An 18,130-nucleotide genomic window follows, 5' to 3' on the forward strand; every position below is an offset into this window, starting at 1 on the left:
GTAGCTGTCAACAATGCTAATTAATTAATTGTGAGGTGAAACATGATTAATAAAATCAATGGTTTAGATACCTGCTCGGTTTTTACATCTTCAGTAGATTTAGATTTATTAGAAGCACTGCTACAACCTGAAGATGCTGCTTATCCCTGGAATCCCGCTGATGAAGAATCAGAAGCTTATTTTTCCCAGCTAGAGCAGCAGTTTGACTGTCAGGATTTACTAACAGAAGACCTGACGACAAGAGCGCAGAATTTTTATCATCATCTAGACGATCTTTGGTCTCAAGTTTCCCATTCCCAAACTGACCATGATCAGAAGCCATCTCATCGTCTTCAATCCGCTTTACATACTGCTTTTTCTAGCGCTGTCCCCTTAAATTGGCTAAATGCCATCGCCCAAAAAGCCTTGGAAGTCATCACTTTAGAAAAATCAGCTAGTGATAAGCTAGTCGAATGTGTTCAAGCTTTACTACCAAATTGGGGAACAGATGATCTACTAGTCTTAGCTCGTCCTTTTTCTTATGCCATGCGAAGTCACGAACAACAAAACTTGGTATTTGTCATCAGCAATATTGAAAATCGAGAGTGGACTAGTTTATCAGAAATAGAACAAGCAAAAGTTAGTTTAGCAATCGCTGACTATGCATTCAAACAAATCTCTAGCTTAGAGAAGGAATCTTAAATTAGTAATTAGTGGAATCATTAAGGGCTGAAGATTAAATTAAGATGGTAATTATTTTCGATTATTTATGGTGGTGTTTTTCGTGTACTAACAATCAGACGCTAAATTTTCATTTTTTGCTCATAATCACATCAGCGCAGACCATATATTGACTGATGGCAATAATTGCACCATCTACAGCAAGCCTTAATTATTCGCCTCTTTTCCTGTCTCGTAATCAGGTTAGGATAAACGGTAATGGGACAAGGTTAGATTTAAGCTTTTCCCCCTTTTCCCCTTACCCTTGACCCCGAAAAAAAAGACAGGTGAAGAGCGCTTATCTAAATTCTATTGCCATCTCCCTAAAAATATTTTATTTTGGTTCGAGAAAGCGAGTAGCGAAATTTTGCGATCGCGTAGGCGATAATGCCCTGGCTTTCAGAATTGCCGCCATCAAAAAAGCATAAGATAGAACACCAACTACCACCAACAACAAAGCATTAATTGAACCCGTAGCATTCCACAAAGCATGGAGTGCAGAAGCGCTTAAATAACCAACAGAGAGAATCTGCCAACTCATCAGCGGCTTGAGGACAGCTAACCCTATAAAATAGCCCAGATATCCACTGTAAGCCATATGTCCAGCTACAGAGCCTAAAATTCGCGGAATTAGTAACTGTAACCCCACCAACTGACCTGCACCTACTCCCGATTGTTGGGTAACATTTTGGGTGATCACAGGCACATATTGACCAAGAGTTTCCAGCAAAGTAAAACCTACAGCTGAAGCAGTTCCCAGCAAAATACCATCTAGAGGTTCCCAAACGCCGATTCGTTCACGCCAGGGTGATGGCAATGAGTTACCTATGAAGTATGCACCTAATACTGGCAATGCCTTTAGTAATTCCTCCATTAACCCAGCACCAAAAAACATCCGCACCAGCAACTCTGTAAAGGTGATTGAATCTTGAGATGAGGGCAAACTTCCAGGAAGAATAACGCGAAATACAAAAATTAGAAAATCCAATATAGGACTAAGCAAAATCAGCGTTGTACTCAATGCCATAGCGATGAGTACCCACCAAGGTTTCGGTTTACCACAAAGTTGATAAACAAAGTAGTAAGCAGCAAAGGCGATGTAAGACCCAACAATCAATTGATTTGCTTGGGGATTCCCTACGGTAGCAAACATCAGTACTACAAATACGACTGTCAGAATTCCCGGTACTAGGTAAGCTTTCCGAGTTAAATCTTTCCCAGTGGAAATGATGGGAAACAGTTGTGTAAAGCTAACAGAATCTTGCTGTGATGCCAGTTGCCTATTTTTAGCAGATGGTAGTGTCTTTCCCTGATTAAGTGTCATCACTGTTGGTTGAGAGGGAAATTCATACTCAAAAATGAATTGTGGACCATCTGCACCTAGAGAAATGCGATCGCCATGATGCAATTCCTGAGAACCTTGTAAAAGTTGTCCATTTAAAAAAGTTCCATTGGCGCTATTCAAATCACAAATCACCCAGCTGAATCTGCTATCTGGTGATACAGAAAGGGGACGAACCACCGCATGACGACGAGATACCATCCGGTACATCATGGCATCCAAGACAACTTGGCAGATGGGGTCGCGTCCAATGACCATCTCTTTAGTGGGAAGTAGTGAGTAGCGGGATTCCGATCCAGAAGTTACTCCATTACTAGACACTAGCCGCAGAAATGCATTATGTCTTGCGTTGTTGCCTGTCATCGAGTTAGTGAGTGAGTCTAAACAAATTCTATGGCTTACGCCAAGCTACGCTATCAAATTTTTTGGTATGGTAGTAGATTTAACCTTAGTCATATCAATAGCCACAGCTATTGCTAAATACACTATAGCTTCACTAACCCTCGCTTCGCTCCAATTCAAAATACAAAATTAAAAATTCAAAATCAAGAAAGCCAAAAATTTAGAATATTAGTTGTTTTACTCTTAACTTAGAAGCAGGGAAGCTTTTTAGCCAAGGGGGGCGAGGAAATATTATTGTCTAGGTTGGTATATATTCATTTATGTTTTAAGTAAGTGGAAGTGAATACACTTAAAAGTAAAGTACTCTTATGACAATCTCCTGAATTTATTTATGGGATTCATGTATAATTGATGGACTAAAGTAAATTAAATTCTGTTACTGCTGCGGAGAAGTTTTTGTTTTCATGTCCTGAAAGACTAAGTTTTATCAATGCAAATCGTTGTAAAGAAGTTAAAATTCTCCACTTTGACAAGGTGATATTAACACCTGTTGTTTGTGCTTCTTCCTGAACGCTAATTGGTATATTTGTAGAATCCAACCAAGGTGGATGAGGTTCAATAGCTAATTGGGTAACTTGTTTACCTGTGCGTTCCAAAATTAGTTGTTGCAGATACTGTTGATAAGATTCAATTTCTGTTGTTGTGGAACAGGGTAATTCAACTAAAGCCTGACGTTCTGCTAAAGTCAATTGATTCCATTCAGACAACCTGAGCTTAATTCCACAAGTATCTAATTTGTAACGTAGTTGCATAGGTATGCACCGTAGAGACTCCACAAAATCGGCTTCAAATCCAAATAATTCTGCCATATTTAAATTAATAACTACAGTAGTTTAATGTTCTTTTCGGGAATTATTTGTCCGAATTATAAAATAACTAATTGATAGGGAAAGAATAGCAATACCTAAACCTATAATTTCTATACCTTCAGTTACTTTTAAATCAAGAATAATAATTTTACGAGCAATTGCAATTAGAGAAGTAACAATAACTAATTCAACTTGTAAAACGTGCTTTTTTAGGTAGCCTGTAATATTTTCTAAGATTTCCAATGCAATCAGCACATTTAGAAATAAACCAAAAGTTTTAAATAATGCCTGACTAAAAGTACCTTCTGCTGGAGAAAGTATCTCCTTAACTATAAATATTGTTAAATCTGCCAGCGTCGCAAAAATTACTAGCACCATTAGAAGAGATAGTAACTTTGAAACTATGACCTCCACAATTTCTATGAAGTTCATAAAGTTTTTATCACTTGTAACTTCTATCAATCGTTTGATTAGTCTATTCATTTGACGTATCCTGAGTTAAAATCAATTGAAAAACTACAAAAATAAAAACCCCATATAAATATCTACAGGATAAAACAGACTATTCCAGACTATTCGTAATCGACCAATCCTAATGTTTAACTGCTTGTTATCGAAAATATTAAACAATGATTAAGTTCGCGGAAATTTTTGATCATAAAAATCAATCATAACTATTGAATATTAATAATAGGTCTGAGTGAATAATTCCCAGTTTAGGAAACATATTAAGCAGCTTACCATTGTGAGGACAAAATTTGATAATTTTTGGCAGTAATTTCTACAGAAACGGGTACTAGCTGCACAGCGCAAGCTTTTAATTCTGGTTGCAGAGAATCAGGACAAGATTCTGAGTGAGTAAGCGTGTTAGCTTCTGCCTCATTTGCCCATAACTTACCCCAATGCATAGGCACAAAAACAGTACCGGGGGAAATAGCCTTTGTGACTTTAGCCGGAAACTTAGTTTTACCACGACGCGATCGCACTTCTAGCCACTGATTATCAATAATACCCAAATCAGCAGCATCACGGGGATGAATCTCAATAAACGGTTGCGGGTGTAGTTTGCGAATTTTCTCTATTCTACCTGTGCGTGTTTGTGTATGCCAATGTCCATACAATCTACCAGTAGTTAATATAAAAGGATAATTCTCATCAGGTGGTTCAGCTAAACCTTGAGAATAATATGCACCAAATTTAGCGCGTCCGTTATTTGTATGAAAACGTAGATTAGTATATAGACGTTTAACTGCTGAATTACTACCCTGTGAATAAGGCCAATGAGTTGGACCTTGTGTAGCTAAAAACTCATGACTTAAACCCGACATATCACAAGGACGCTGACGAGTTAACTGGACAAATTCCTGATAAACTTCGGCGGAATTTTGGAAATTAAACTTATTATCAAAACCTAATCTTTTTCCCACTTCCGCGAAAATTTCCCAATCAGGTTTTGCTTCCCTGGGTGGTTCACGAAAAGCTGAACATAGAGTTACCATTCTCTCAGAATTAGTCATAATCCCAGTTTTTTCACCCCACTGTGCCGCAGGTAATAAAACATGAGCATAAGCTGATGTTTCTGTTGGGTAATAAGCATCTTGATAGATAGTAAAAGGAGATTTCAATAACGCCTTTTTCGTTCTTTCTAAATCTGGCATACTCACAGCGGGATTAGTAGCAGCAATCCACAATAAACCCACATTTCCTATTTCCAAATTAGTAATTATTTCCCACGCTGTCAAACCAGGAACAGAGGAAATTTGTCCTTTTTCTAAACCCCAGAAATCCTCAACTTCTCCTCGATGTTCGGCATTTTTTACTGACCGATAACCCGGTAATAAATGGGATAAACCCCCCGCTTCTCTGCCACCCATAGCATTAGGTTGACCAGTCAAAGAAAATGGACCCGCACCAGGTTTACCGATTTGTCCCGTCATTAAATGTAAATTAATAATAGTTCTAACTTTAGCCGTACCTTCAGAAGATTGATTAACACCCATTGACCATAAAGAAAGTACAGATTTTGATTTTCCCCAATATTTAGCAGCCGTTTCTAAATCTGCAATACTAATACCACATCGACTAGCTACAACTTCTGGAGAATAATGCCGAATTACCTCTGCATAAGCTGGAAAATTGCTGGTACATTCATCCATAAATAATGTATCAATATAATTCCAACGCATTAATAAATGAGCAATACCATTTAATAAATCAATATCTGTACCTGGACGAATAGCTAAATGTAAATCGGCTGCTTCTGCGGTAGGAGTGCGACGAGGATCAACCACAACCATTTTAACATTATGATTTTTTTTATGATATTTTGCTAACCGATTAAAAATAATGGGATGACATTCCGCCGTATTTGTACCAATTAAAAAAGCACAATCAGTTAATTCTAAATCATCGTAACAGCAAGGAGGACCATCAGCACCAAAACTTTGAATATACCCAGATACCGCACTAGACATACACAACCGGGAATTAGCATCGAAATTATTAGTTCCTAAACAACCTTTGAGTAACTTTTGAGCAATATAATAATCTTCAGTTTGAAATTGTCCAGAACCATACATACAGATAGAATCTGTAGCTTGATTTAATCGTAATGTTTGAATACGTTGGATAATAATATCAAAAGCTTCATCCCAACTTACACGCCGAAATTCTGCATCTAAAGAATCACGTAACATTGGATAATGCAATCTATTTTTATCTAATGATTCGGCAATTGTTGCACCTTTAACACATACCATTCCTTGACTGGAAGGATGGGATTTATCACCCCTAACTCGCCAAGTTGGAGTTCCTTCACTATCTCGATTTGTGGCTTTTCCATGTTGGGCTGGTGGGGAAACTTCTAAACCGCAACCAACCCCGCAATAAGGACAAAGTGTTTTGGTAAATTCATTCATAATATTTGCAGGTTTAAAAGGTTATTTCGCGCAAAGATGCAAAGGAGCAAAGGCGCAAAGTTACGGCTAATGCTGCGTTATCAGATTCTGCATTTTTTATGATAAACGAACCGCAGAGGCACAGAGGACGCAGAGATAATTTAAGAAGAGGAGAAAGGAGAAATATTTTTAATTTCTGGTTTTTATGTTCTTACCTTTGCGTCTGGAGCGCCTCTGCGTGAGACAATTATTCTTCTGTCATTAAAATTGGTTGATGGTTAATTATTTCTGCTTCAGTTTCATTATCAGATGCAAATGAATCTTTTGGTTCTTTGAGGAAGAATCCACACATGAAGGCGCAAATCATTGCGGCTATTCCCATTGTTGCAAATAGGGTTGATGCGTCTGTTAAACTGAAGATTGTCAGATAAACTACGCCGCCAAAGTTACCGTAAGCACCGACGTTTCCTGCTATTTGTCCTGTTGCTTCTTTTTTGATTAATGGGACTATTCCGTAAGTCGCACCACAACCAGCTTGAGCAAAGTAAGCCGCGAACATTGTCACAGCAATTGCTAAGGGGATAGGCCAATCTTTGTTAATGAAGTGCGCCATTAAATAACCAATTGCAATCCCAGCAGAAACTATTGTCATTGTCCATTTACGCGAACCAAATTTATCGGAAATTAATCCACCACTAGGACGAGAAACTAGGTTAAGAAATGGATATACAGATGCAATCATTCCAGCGACAATATGTTCTAAACTAAAGGTTTTTTCAAAAAACGCGGGTAGCATGGAAACGGCTGCAAGTTCTGAACCAAAGCTGGTAATGTAGGTAAATTCTAAAAGTGCTACTTGACTGAATTGATAACGTTGATTTGCAGGGTAGGTTTTTTGTCTAGTTAGTAATTCTTGATTGACTTGATATGCTTGGTAACTTTGGTAAGCAAATAATCCTGCTAACGCCAACCAAGCTATATACATTTGGCTGGTGGTAAAGAAGTGAATATTTTTTTGTTCTAATCTCCAAGCTAATAAGCCTAATGCGAAAATTAACCCGAAGTTAGACACAATCATCGCCCAAAAGCTTTTGATGGAAGTTACTTCTAATGAACCATTTTTCTTGGGCTTTTTATAAACTTTACCAATCGGTGTATCTTGAACGCTTTTAAAGTAGAATAATCCGTAAATTGCAGTGATAATTCCTGTTAATGCAATTGTTAATCTCCAGTTAGAACCACCACCATCTAAAAAGCTAGTTGCAATTGCAATTGTTGGTAAAGCAAATTCTGCTCCAAATGCGCCAAAATTGCCCCAACCGCCATAAATACCTTGCGCTATTCCCATTTCTTTGGGAGGAAACCATTCCGCTACCATGCGGATTCCCACAACAAATCCAGAACCGACTATTCCCATTAATAAGCGACTAATAACTAATTGGTTAAAGTCTTGGGCTAATGCTGTTGCTAAACAAGGAATTACAGCAAACATTAATAATAAAGAATAGGTAATTCTTGGACCGAATTTATCCAGTAACATCCCAATAATGATGCGGGCTGGAATTGTTAAGGCTAGGTTACAAATTCCTAAAGTTTTAATTTGTTCGGGTAGTAAATGTAATTCTTTCCCAATGGTGGTAGCAAAGGGTGCAAAGTTAAACCAACAGACAAAGGTGAGAAAGAAAGCAAACCATGTCTGATGTAAAATTCGATAACGTCCTTTTAATGAAAATAATCCTTTTAACATTTCTTTTCTCGCTAAATAATTGAATTTCTGAAAAATTGGATATACAAATCCATAGACAATTATGAAATTGCCCAAGGTTTTAACTAATTAATAATCAAAGATGTCGGTAATTACTTATTACCAATTACCAATCACCAATCACCAATTACCATTTCTAAACTATTGCTGGTTCTCGCAATTTTGCCCCAAATTGGGTAATTAGTATTTCTCTCAATATGGGTTGTAAGTCTTCACAGGGAATACTTTTTTGCACGCAAGTTCCTAAATGTGCGTCTTTCCCCACTGTTCCACCCATGTAAATATCCACACCTTCCGACATTTTGCCATTTTTACGCACTTTTGTTCCCATTAAGCCAATATCTGCTACTTGCGGTTGTCCACAGGAGTTTGGGCATCCTGTCCAATGAATTCTTACAGGACGTGATAAAGTTAGTTCAGATTCCAATGATTTAATCATTGCTAAGGCGCGGTTTTTGGTTTCTATTAATGCAAAGTTGCAAAATTGTGCGCCTGTGCAAGATACTAATGATCGCATTAATAAACCAGGATTAACTGAGAATTTCTCTAATATCGATTCTGTGAAAAATGGTGTTAAACTGGAATCGGGAATATTCGGAATAATGATATTTTGTTCTACCGTAAACCGGATTTCTCCACTTCCATAAACTTCGGCTAACCGGGCAATTTCAAACATATCATCAGCATACAATCGCCCGACGGGAATATTTAAACCTGCGTAGTTAAATCCAGGTTGTTTTTGTTTATATATTCCCACATGATCCCGTTTTTCCCAGTCAATTTCATCTTTGGCTACTGCGGGTAATAATGATTTTCCAAAACGGTTTTCTACTTCTGCGCGGAACTTTTCTATCCCCCATTCATCAAGTAGCCACATTAACCGGGCTTTTTGTCTATTTGTGCGTAAGCCATGATCTCGGAAAATCTCGACAATAACTTTGGATAATAATACAACTTCGGCGGGAGATACCCACACATTGAGAGGAATGGCTGCTTCACAACGTTTTGCAGAAAATAAGCCGCCGACAATGACGTTAAAACCAAAGATTGGTACTTCATTTTCATTTCCCCAAAAAGCGGGAATAAAGGCTAAATCGTTAATTTCTGCGTGAACGGAATTATCTCTTCCGCCGGTAATTGCAATGTTAAATTTCCGGGGAAGATTGCTAAATTCTGGATTACCTTCACCGTTGTTAGTCAGCATATCTTGAATTTGCTGCACTAATTCTCTGGTATCATAAAATTCATCTGCATCCAAACCTGCTACAGAATCACCTGTAATATTACGGACGTTATCCATCCCCGATTGGATAGTAGTTAATCCAACTTTGTGAAATTTATTAAAGATATCGGGAATATCTTCAATGTTGATCCCGCGTAGTTGTATATTCTGTCTGGTGGTAATATCGGCGCTGCCATTTTCACCGTAACGCTGTACCACTTCTGCTAAAGCAGACATTTGATTGCTGTTGAGAATGCCGTTGGGTAGACGCATTCTCATCATGAATTTACCGGGAGTGACTGGACGGAAAAATACACCTAACCATTTTAGGCGATGGTTGAGGTCGTTTTCGTCCATTGCTTCCCAACCGATTTGGGCAAAATTTTCTATTTCGTTTTTAACTGCAAGTCCGTCTTTTTCAGCTTTGAATTTCTCGAATTTATTGAGTTTTTCGGTGGTAGTTGCTGTTTCTGTCATGGGCTTTTTTTGGGGAACAGGACTTAATTAACTGTGTATCCGTGTTCTTATCGGTTTTGTACTTGCCACTTTGGGAAAATAACTGATAGTAGTTTCCTGGTTGGTGGTGTAACTGTTTCGATGTTGTTACGTTAAGGTGAATTTTCATAACAATTCGTATAGTAGGTTACTAAATTTGAGTAATTATGCAGAAAACGGATATTATAATTGCTGTTTTTGTATAATATAAACAACATAAAGCATTTATAAATATTTATACAATTATGGTCAAAAACGTATTGACGAAAAGCGATTAAGAATCATTACATAAGCATTGCTTTTATGAGACTTTGTTTATTAATAGGACTTACGCAAGTGTCACACCAAACATCTATTTTATGGTGCGTCAGATATCAAGTATCTGTTTATTTGCAGGATATGTCAGGTCTGACGCACCCTACCAATATGCCAGTTGCGTAAGTCCTGATTAAGATAACCGCATAAACAGAATAGCAATTTTTACAAATCTAATCTTATGCCCAGTTTTAGTTCAGACATCTTCTTAAACCACTTGAAAACTAAAATTAAGACTTGCCCAATTATTCACATCCAAAATGTATGAGTCTGTAGCAGTTCCATTCATATCAATTTTAACTTGACTAGCGTTGTGCAAGTCTTGTAGCACAGCCTGGGCAACTTCTAGGGAGTTAACTAATGGACTAATAGGCTGTTGGTAAGTAGTTGGAGACTTAGCAGTTATTAAAGCTTCCAGAGTTCTACTAAAAGGAGCAGTACTGAGAATTAATTGATGTTCACAAAATAGAGCGCGTATTGGTAGCATCCAGCCGATGGTAGAATTATTTTGTGGGATCTTCAGAGTCTGTCCTGGGGCAATGACTATTTCTTGCAAACGGGGTTTGGTATGGGGCGATTCTGGTTCAAGAGCGGTTTGCCAGGGGTAAAAAGCGATTACCTCAGGTGAGCTGGAGCCAAATGCATTTCTAGAGTTATTTAACCCCATTAGCATTAAATATATAGGGCGATCGCTCAAATTTTCCACTCGATACTGCATTCGACTGCCGACGGGAACGCTAGGAATACTTTGTGCTTGAGTGCTAGATGCTTTTTTAGTAGCAGTTTCCTCAGTCTGACTGCGCCGAGTTTCCCTTTTCATGACAACACGGGGCGATATGTTGTTAATAATCTCTAAAGTCGCTTTAACTGGTAAACGAGAAGAACCTTCATTGTCTGTCAGTCGCCATAACTTTGCTGCTAACAGTGTGGAAAATTTCGGTTCTAATCGTTGTACTGCTACTTTCACTGCTTCCCCGTCTTCCCCAGTGGTATTGAGGATTAGTTCACCACCTAGAGAAAAAAGACCGTAACGACTAGGAATTTGTTGTAATTTACCAAATACAAAATTAGCTGGCTGTTCTGCTGCTATGTTGGCAGTGCGGGCAATGGCCGCAAAAGCACTAGTTGCGTCTACCCGCTCAATTCGTTCTAATTCAGAATCTAAGGCTACGGTTAAGTTGATATTTCGAGGTAATACGCGGACTGCTTCTTGGACAAGTTGTCCTACTTGTGGCATGGTAGTAGGTTCTGGAGATATTTGCGCTTTTGCAGTTAATCCAGTTCGTGACTTTAAGGTTAATTTTTCTCCAGTAGCTAGAGTTAATTTAGAGTTAACGCCGTAATATTCTAGAACCTGGGGGGGTAAGCCAGCTAACCATAACTGAACTGTTTTACCATCTTCATCTGTGCCTGTGACAACTCCTTCGGCACCGTTACCTTTTAGGGGAAGATAATTGAGAATAAAAGCACTTTGAGGATTTTTTTGGTCATTCAATAATTTTGGTTGCTGTTCACTACCTTGTTTGTAAATAGAACTACTCACATGAGACAGCAGAATTTGAATAGTTGTGGCTGGGGTAGCTTCCCATAAATATTGAGTCAAAGCATAAGTAAATAATCCCGCACTGAAGCCAGAAAAGAGCAATTCTCCGGCTTGCTGATTTTCATCGGAGGTGGCTTTGAGGACAATAGCATTGTTGGCGGCTAAGTTCTGAGTTTTGAGTTGTTGGAGAAACTCAAGTTCCTCGACTGCGAACTTTGCTGCTGGCAATTCTGGACGGGAGCGAATTCGCAAACTTGATGGCTGTGATGTAGTTGGAGCATAGTAACTAGTATCTAATACTGCGGTTACTTTATCGCTGGGGAGCGATCGCAATAATAATAAAAGTGTTTCTTCTGATAAATAGTTGACAACACGCCTATTTTGGATATTGTTTTTATCAACTGGTATCAGGGCATTCTGCACAGTCTCTGGCAAAGTCCCCAATTTCACACGACTACCATAACCACTAAAGTGGAATACAACCACATCATCGGCTTTTGCTTGCTTACTCAAATGCTCCAAAAAAGCCGCTTCAATAAATTCTCGACTGGCTTGTTCCTCAGTCAAGGTCAAAATATCCGAAGTGGCAAAGCCAAATCGGTGAATCAAAAGTTCCCTTTGCAATTCCACGTCAGTCAGACAACCACCCAGGGGGGGACTTTGTGGATATTTATTAATCCCTATTAATAAAGCCAACTTACGAGTACTCGGTTGTGCCAAAGCTTGATAATAGCGGTTTCCCAAAGTCAACCACTCAGCCTCAGTTAATCCTAGTACCGCTAGTAAGCGGCTTATCCGTTCTAAAAACGTACGCCGTTTCATAATTCGCTATCAGCCATCAGCCCATCAGCATAATAGCTTAAAGGGCTGAAGTCTGTAGAGTAAAGTTTCTGATTATACTTTTTGCTAATTTCTAGTGCAGCATTGGGTAATTTAACCGTTAAAAACTCTTGCAAAGCTTGTTTAATCTGCTTTTTGAATTTTTAATTGTTAATTCCGAGAAAGCGGTAATAGTCGGTTTTAAGCTAATACTGCTGGACTACTCATTGCTCGTGTCAACTCTGCTGCTACTTCAGGACGAGAGAATTCTGGTGGGGGTAATTCACCACGACGTAGCATTTCTCGGACTTTTGTCCCCGACAGGTGAACCCGTTCCTCTGGCTTGCTAGGACTAGTTTTGGTTGTCGCCATTTGTTTGGTGCGTGTGCAGTAGAAAGCGTGTTCAAACTTCATTGGCACAATGCCCAATTCTTCCGGCGCAAACTCATCGAATATATACTGAGCATCATATGTACCGTAGTAGTCACCTACACCAGCATGATCACGCCCAACTATAAAATGTGTACAGCCGTAATTCTTGCGAACTAAAGCATGGAAAATTGCTTCTCTTGGACCAGCATAACGCATTGCCGCTGGATTAATTGCCAAAATGACTCTATCTAGAGGGTAATAGTGTTCTATCAAAATTTCATAGCAACGCATCCGCACGTCTGCGGCGATGTCGTCTTCTTTAGTTGCCCCTACCAATGGGTGTAAAAATAGACCCTCTACTGTTTCCAAGGCGCACTTTTGAATATATTCATGGGCGCGGTGGATAGGGTTGCGAGTTTGGAAACCAACTATAGTTTTCCAACCCTTCTCTCTAAACATTTCCCGTGAAGCGGCAGGATCAATTTGATAGCTGGGAAAATGGGGATGGGAATCACGTTGTAATAACCAGATATCACCTGCAAGATTAACAGAACCTTGATTATAAACTACCTGCACACCGGGGTGTTTAGCATCATCAGTGCGATAAACATTAATAGCTTCGTGTTTTTTGTCGTAGGTATACTTTTCAGTTAGTTCCAAAACCCCAATAAATTCGCCATTAGGGTTATCCAAACGGACTAAATCACCTTTTTGGAGAGGGGCTGCAACTTCTTCTGTAACAGACAGTGTAATTGGTATTGACCAGACAAGACCGTTAGCCAGCCTCATTTCTGCTACTACTCGGTTGTAGTCTTCTTGGTTCATAAAACCAGTCAGCGGACTAAAACCTCCGATTGCAATCATTTCTAAATCAGAAACTGCTCGCTCATCCAGTGTAACTCGTGGCAAAAAGTCGGCTTTAGAGAGAAATGTTTCCTTTTGTGCGGGTGTAGCAACCCGGTTAACTAACTCTCCGCCGTGGGGGGCAATAGCATCTTGATGGTAACTCAACGTGATTATTTCCCTATAATTGTTGCGAACTATGTATTAATTTATCAAATTGTTGGTACATATAGTACAAATTCTTAAAACTTTTTGTTAATTGCCGGTCGGGAAGGGTGAGATTGGGATAAAGGGGCAGGGCGATGGTAATATTTCCCAGAACCGAGACGAACTGAAAGCGATACCTTCTCTTCGATACGCTCCGGGTTGGCGCAGTCTGTCCGTAGGACTTACGGTGAGCTACGCGATCGCACTTACATTAGTTCTTACTGTTATAGGTACAGTTTTTCATCACCAAGCCTGTAGAGGCAGGGTTTCTTCGCCCTTTATTGTGTTGCATTCGACCAATAAACGCACATATTAGTACTTGTGAAACATCCTGGATAAAGATATGATTTAATCGACTATGAAACAAAAATTTTGTGAAAAAAATTCTCATTTTAACTGCTAACCCCACAAACACAAAACCATTACGTTTAAGTGAAGAAGTCAGGGAAATCAAAAGTGCTTGGGAGCGTTACCAAAAACGTGAACAATTTGAAATTATTGTCGAAGAAGCAGTACGTCCTCAAGAATTTCGTCGTACTCTATTAGGATATAAACCAGATATTGTACATTTTTCAGGACATGGTGGAGGAGAACAGGGTTTAGCTTTAATGGGAGATAATGGAGAAGCCATTTTACTTAAAGTTGCTCCTTTAGCTAAATTTTTTAAAGCATTACAAGAAATATTTTTTAATGAAACTTGGCAAAAATTGAGATTAGTTATTTCCCATTCTCAGGAAGTTTATATTTCTTTGGATGTGAATAAATCTCCTTTTAATGTCGGTTTACCCATTAATTTAAATAAGTTTAGTTTAACCCAGGTTCAAGATTTAGTTAAACGACATGGATTACAATGGTCAGACACAGAAATTAATCAATTAATGGGGATGATTGATGGTCATCCTTATTTGGTGAGAACAGCTTTATATCATATTGCTACTAACGACTTAACTTTAAAGCAATTTTTAGAAATTGCTCCCACTGAAGAAGGATTATATGAAGACCATTTGTATCGTCATCTTCTCATTTTGGAAGAAAATCAAGAACTAAAATCAGCCATGTTAAAATTAGTTAATAGTGATGATGCAATTACATTAGAACCGATTTATGCTTTTAAATTAAAAAGTATGGGATTAGCAGAATCAAAAGGTAATAAAGTGATTCCACTATGTAATTTATATCGGCTTTATTTTAGCGATCGTTTGCAAGATTGATTTATGTCATTTAAAATGATGACAATCGACTAAATCTAACCGAGTTATTTCATTATGGAAATAACCCGCCCAGAACTGAAGTTCAGGGCTAATAACTAAAGTCCGTTAAAACGGACTATCAATTTTTCTTTAGTCGTCTTTAGACGACTTTTGCTATTAGACATGGCTACGCCACGCAAGCTATCAGAATTCATTCTGAGGCGGGCTTTAGAAGAATCTGAAAAATAAAAATGGAAAATTTAAACTCAGTTAATTATGAATATCAAGTAGGTGGTTCTCTCCCAGCTTCTGCTCCTACTTATGTTACTAGAAAAGCTGATGAGGAACTGTATCAAGCTATAAAAAAGGGAGAATTTTGTTATGTTTTAAATTCCCGACAAATGGGTAAATCTTCTTTAAGGGTTCAAACAATGAAACGGCTTAAAGAAGTAGATGGATTTGCTTGTGCTGCTATTGATTTAACTGAGATTGGTTCAGCTAATATTACCCCTTTACAATGGTATGCAGGAATTATTATTGAATTAATTAATACCTTTGAATTAAATGAAAGATTTGATATAGATAGTTGGTGGGATAAATATGACCAAGAATCTTTGTCTGCGGTGAATTTCTTTGGTAATTTTCTGCGAGATATTCTTTTAAAATATGTTGAATCAAACATTGTTATTTTTATTGATGAAATTGATAGTACCCTGAGTTTAGATTTTAATGTTGATGATTTTTTCGCTTTAATTCGCTCTTTTTATAATCGTCGAGTTGATAATGTTAAATATAATCGTTTGACTTTTGTATTATTAGGAGTAGCGACTCCCAGCGATTTAATTCAAGATAAAACTCGCACTCCTTTTAATATTGGTTATGGAGTAGAATTAACAGGTTTTACTTTTGCAGAATCTCAAGCATTAGCAAAGGGATTAAGTGTTAAAATCAATCAACCAGAAAAATTATTAGAATTAATTTTAAATTGGACTGGTGGACAACCTTTTTTAACTCAAAAAGTCTGTAATTTAGTTATAAATTCTTCTGGTTTATCTGAAGGAAATGAAAAAGAATGGTTAAAAAATTTAATTATAACTAATATTATTGAAAATTGGACAGAACAGGATAAACCTGAACATTTACGCACCATTGAAAGACGGATTTTAATTGATGAACAAATGACAGGTGAATTATTAGATATTTATCAAAAGATTTATCAACAGGGAGAAGTAGTTAGTCAGAATACTGGAGAGGAAGGAAAGTTACAGTTATCGGGTTTGGTGGTGAAAATAAATAATTATTTACAGATTTATAATCCTATTTATCGAGAGGTTTTTAATCAAGAATGGATTGATAATCAATTAGCTGCTTTACGTCCCTATTCTGAAGCGTTTAGGGCGTGGTATGGTTCAGGTTGTCAGGAAAATTCTTGGTTATTACGAGGAAATGCTTTAAGAAAAGCGGAAGAATGGGCAGAATCTAAGAATTTAAGTTTTCAGGATAAACAATTTTTAGCCGCTTCTCGTCAGCAGGAAATTGAAGAGGAAATCAGAGAAAGGGAAAAGGAAGCGGAGTTAGAAAGGGAAAGAAAGGAGAAGGAAGCGGCAGAAAGGGCGATAATTATTGAGGAAGAAGTTAAACAAGAGGCAGAGAGGCAATTATCTATAGCTAACAAAAAAGTAACTGAAATAGAAAGAAATATTTGTAAAATCAAGGAATTATCCGCAGTAGCTTCTCAACTTCAACAAAAAGGTCACAACAACGAGGCTAACCAATTTTTAAATATTGCAGGTTTAGTCTTACAAGAAAAAATCAAAAATCAAGAACTTAAAGAGGCTTTATTAGATATTTCTTTAGTTTTAGGATATGAATATTTAGAAATAGAAGAAAAATATATTAAGGCCAAAGTAGAATTCGATAAAAGTTTTGAAAAAATATCAGAAGAAAATAAACCTGATAACAATAATTATAGTTATTTAGTTGTCTTAATCTATATTCATTATGTTAAAGGTAACGTAGAAAAAGAATTAAATAAAGTCTTATATAATTACAAGATAGCTTTTCAGAAATATAATCTTCTCAAATCTCAATTAAAATCTAATTTTGAGTTATTCACTTTAGACCTGAATATTCTCTATAATGGTAATGCAGATATTATTGGTATTCTTTATCGCAAACTTAATTATTTAGATAGATCAAATACAGTTTATTATGAATCTTTAAAAGCACATTTATTAGATGAATTGGACTATTTAATGCAGCAAAATAGATGGAAAGAAGCAGATCACAAAAATTGGCAATTTCTTCTTATTGCATCTGGAAAAGAAAAAGAAAATTATTTGCAATTAAATGATATCAAAAACTTTAATTGTGATGATTTAAAAAAACTAGATAGTTTATGGACTAGGAACTCTCAAGGACATTTTGGTTACAGTGTTCAGGAAAAAATATATCTAAGTACGGGCAATTCTTTAGAATTTGACTGGGATAAGGGCAATTTTACAATATGGAATCAAACAAGATATGATGAGTTCGGGGAGGAATTAGGATGGAAGAAAAAGGGTGGAGAGTGGATGAAATATGATGAAATACCTTGGAAATGCGAAACTAACTTTCAAGCAGAGAGATACGGGATATTACCTCGCTACGGCGTATTATTGGGGATAGTTTCTGTTGCTGGTTGTGGTTCTGGACTTTCTCTTTTATTACAAAGACTTGTAGATTGTAGCAGGTAAGGCTTTCAGAGAATTTTTGAAGTTATGAGAGTAGATAAATTATTTTCATTGTATTCTGTGTATTCACCATTTTGAAGTTGTTGAATACCTGCGGCTATATCCTGTTTTAAGGATTCAATATTTTGTGTTTTCTGGTGTTCAGTTAGTCGGGAGTGTTGAATTTTTTCTACTAAGATTTGATATTCTTCTTGAGAAAGTGAAAGGATAATTTGAGTGAGAGAGTCAAGAAGTCGTGTATTAATTGTAGGAATGGGTTGGTTCATAAGGCAATAATGTTAAGAATTAGGTAGTTAGTATTTCCTGTTCTTAAGTTGCTGAAGTAACTTTAGAATTTGGGGTTAATATTGCTGGAAAGACTGGAATTCCTTATATTGTCACAGGAGAGACTAGCAGTAATGTGAAAATTACTGTTAAATGTAAATTTAATCCTACATCAAGTGATGAATAATCATTTTAAAAAACAGCTTGTAATGGT

At 37.3% G+C, this 18,130-nt stretch carries 12 protein-coding genes and 1 pseudogene; 4 read left to right on the forward strand and 9 right to left on the reverse strand.

What is annotated here, in order from left to right:
• The first annotated feature begins 42 nt into the window (after positions 1 to 42).
• On the forward strand, positions 43 to 681 hold the full coding sequence (locus ANA7108_RS0101290; RefSeq protein WP_016948943.1) for a hypothetical protein: 639 nt from the start codon (positions 43 to 45) through the stop codon (positions 679 to 681).
• A 352-nt stretch (positions 682 to 1,033) separates the two neighbouring features.
• Here the strand turns inward: ANA7108_RS0101290 and ANA7108_RS0101295 are convergent, their stop codons facing one another.
• From ANA7108_RS0101295 to sat, 8 genes are all read right to left on the reverse strand, one after another.
• Positions 1,034 to 2,404, reverse strand: coding sequence for a PrsW family glutamic-type intramembrane protease (locus ANA7108_RS0101295; protein WP_026103919.1), 1,371 nt, complete (start codon positions 2,402 to 2,404; stop codon positions 1,034 to 1,036).
• A 395-nt stretch (positions 2,405 to 2,799) separates the two neighbouring features.
• The gene (locus ANA7108_RS0101300) at positions 2,800 to 3,252 is read right to left on the reverse strand and encodes a nitrate reductase associated protein (protein ID WP_016948945.1); all 453 of its coding nucleotides are present in this window, start codon (positions 3,250 to 3,252) and stop codon (positions 2,800 to 2,802) included.
• 24 nt (positions 3,253 to 3,276) lie between these two features.
• On the reverse strand, positions 3,277 to 3,735 hold the full coding sequence (locus ANA7108_RS0101305; protein WP_016948946.1) for a phosphate-starvation-inducible PsiE family protein: 459 nt from the start codon (positions 3,733 to 3,735) through the stop codon (positions 3,277 to 3,279).
• 254 nt (positions 3,736 to 3,989) lie between these two features.
• Entirely contained in the window at positions 3,990 to 6,170 is a 2,181-nt protein-coding gene (locus ANA7108_RS0101310) for a molybdopterin oxidoreductase family protein (protein WP_016948947.1), read from the reverse strand.
• A gap of 226 nt (positions 6,171 to 6,396) precedes the next feature.
• Positions 6,397 to 7,896 (reverse strand): NarK family nitrate/nitrite MFS transporter, encoded by a 1,500-nt coding sequence (locus tag ANA7108_RS0101315; protein ID WP_016948948.1) that lies wholly within the window; start codon positions 7,894 to 7,896, stop codon positions 6,397 to 6,399.
• Between the two features lie 154 nt (positions 7,897 to 8,050).
• The gene (locus ANA7108_RS0101320) at positions 8,051 to 9,613 is read right to left on the reverse strand and encodes a ferredoxin--nitrite reductase (protein WP_016948949.1); all 1,563 of its coding nucleotides are present in this window, start codon (positions 9,611 to 9,613) and stop codon (positions 8,051 to 8,053) included.
• Between the two features lie 541 nt (positions 9,614 to 10,154).
• On the reverse strand, positions 10,155 to 12,311 hold the full coding sequence (locus tag ANA7108_RS0101325; RefSeq protein ID WP_016948950.1) for a caspase family protein: 2,157 nt from the start codon (positions 12,309 to 12,311) through the stop codon (positions 10,155 to 10,157).
• Positions 12,312 to 12,509: 198 nt separating this feature from the next.
• Entirely contained in the window at positions 12,510 to 13,691 is a 1,182-nt protein-coding gene (gene sat / locus ANA7108_RS0101335) for a sulfate adenylyltransferase (protein ID WP_016948952.1), read from the reverse strand.
• Between the two features lie 413 nt (positions 13,692 to 14,104).
• Between sat and ANA7108_RS0101340 the strand changes: the two genes are divergently transcribed.
• Positions 14,105 to 14,941 (forward strand): AAA-like domain-containing protein, encoded by an 837-nt coding sequence (locus ANA7108_RS0101340; RefSeq protein ID WP_016948953.1) that lies wholly within the window; start codon positions 14,105 to 14,107, stop codon positions 14,939 to 14,941.
• A gap of 230 nt (positions 14,942 to 15,171) precedes the next feature.
• The gene (locus tag ANA7108_RS0101345) at positions 15,172 to 17,655 is read left to right on the forward strand and encodes an AAA-like domain-containing protein (RefSeq protein WP_016948954.1); all 2,484 of its coding nucleotides are present in this window, start codon (positions 15,172 to 15,174) and stop codon (positions 17,653 to 17,655) included.
• Positions 17,656 to 17,660: 5 nt separating this feature from the next.
• Here ANA7108_RS0101345 and ANA7108_RS0101350 read toward each other — a convergent pair whose 3' ends face one another.
• Complete coding sequence (locus ANA7108_RS0101350) at positions 17,661 to 17,918, reverse strand: hypothetical protein (protein WP_016948955.1); 258 nt, start codon at positions 17,916 to 17,918, stop codon at positions 17,661 to 17,663.
• 62 nt (positions 17,919 to 17,980) lie between these two features.
• On the opposite strand from ANA7108_RS0101350, the pseudogene ANA7108_RS31310 reads away from it, so the two are divergent.
• Positions 17,981 to 18,103: pseudogene (locus tag ANA7108_RS31310) on the forward strand (CU044_2847 family protein); the annotation flags it as partial.
• Positions 18,104 to 18,130: the final 27 nt, after the last annotated feature.

Source organism: Anabaena sp. PCC 7108, assembly GCF_000332135.1.
Classification (GTDB): Bacteria; Cyanobacteriota; Cyanobacteriia; order Cyanobacteriales; family Nostocaceae; genus Anabaena.

Coding starts and splice junctions, on each gene's coding strand:
- ANA7108_RS0101325 (WP_016948950.1), bottom strand. CDS start 12,311: ATGAAACGGCGTACGTTTTTAGAACGGATAAGCCGCTTACTAGCGGTA.
- ANA7108_RS0101295 (WP_026103919.1), bottom strand. CDS start 2,404: ATGACAGGCAACAACGCAAGACATAATGCATTTCTGCGGCTAGTGTCT.
- ANA7108_RS0101305 (WP_016948946.1), bottom strand. CDS start 3,735: ATGAATAGACTAATCAAACGATTGATAGAAGTTACAAGTGATAAAAAC.
- ANA7108_RS0101290 (WP_016948943.1), top strand. CDS start 43: ATGATTAATAAAATCAATGGTTTAGATACCTGCTCGGTTTTTACATCT.
- ANA7108_RS0101300 (WP_016948945.1), bottom strand. CDS start 3,252: ATGGCAGAATTATTTGGATTTGAAGCCGATTTTGTGGAGTCTCTACGG.
- ANA7108_RS0101310 (WP_016948947.1), bottom strand. CDS start 6,170: ATGAATGAATTTACCAAAACACTTTGTCCTTATTGCGGGGTTGGTTGC.
- ANA7108_RS0101345 (WP_016948954.1), top strand. CDS start 15,172: ATGGAAAATTTAAACTCAGTTAATTATGAATATCAAGTAGGTGGTTCT.
- ANA7108_RS0101320 (WP_016948949.1), bottom strand. CDS start 9,613: ATGACAGAAACAGCAACTACCACCGAAAAACTCAATAAATTCGAGAAA.
- ANA7108_RS0101350 (WP_016948955.1), bottom strand. CDS start 17,918: ATGAACCAACCCATTCCTACAATTAATACACGACTTCTTGACTCTCTC.
- ANA7108_RS0101315 (WP_016948948.1), bottom strand. CDS start 7,896: ATGTTAAAAGGATTATTTTCATTAAAAGGACGTTATCGAATTTTACAT.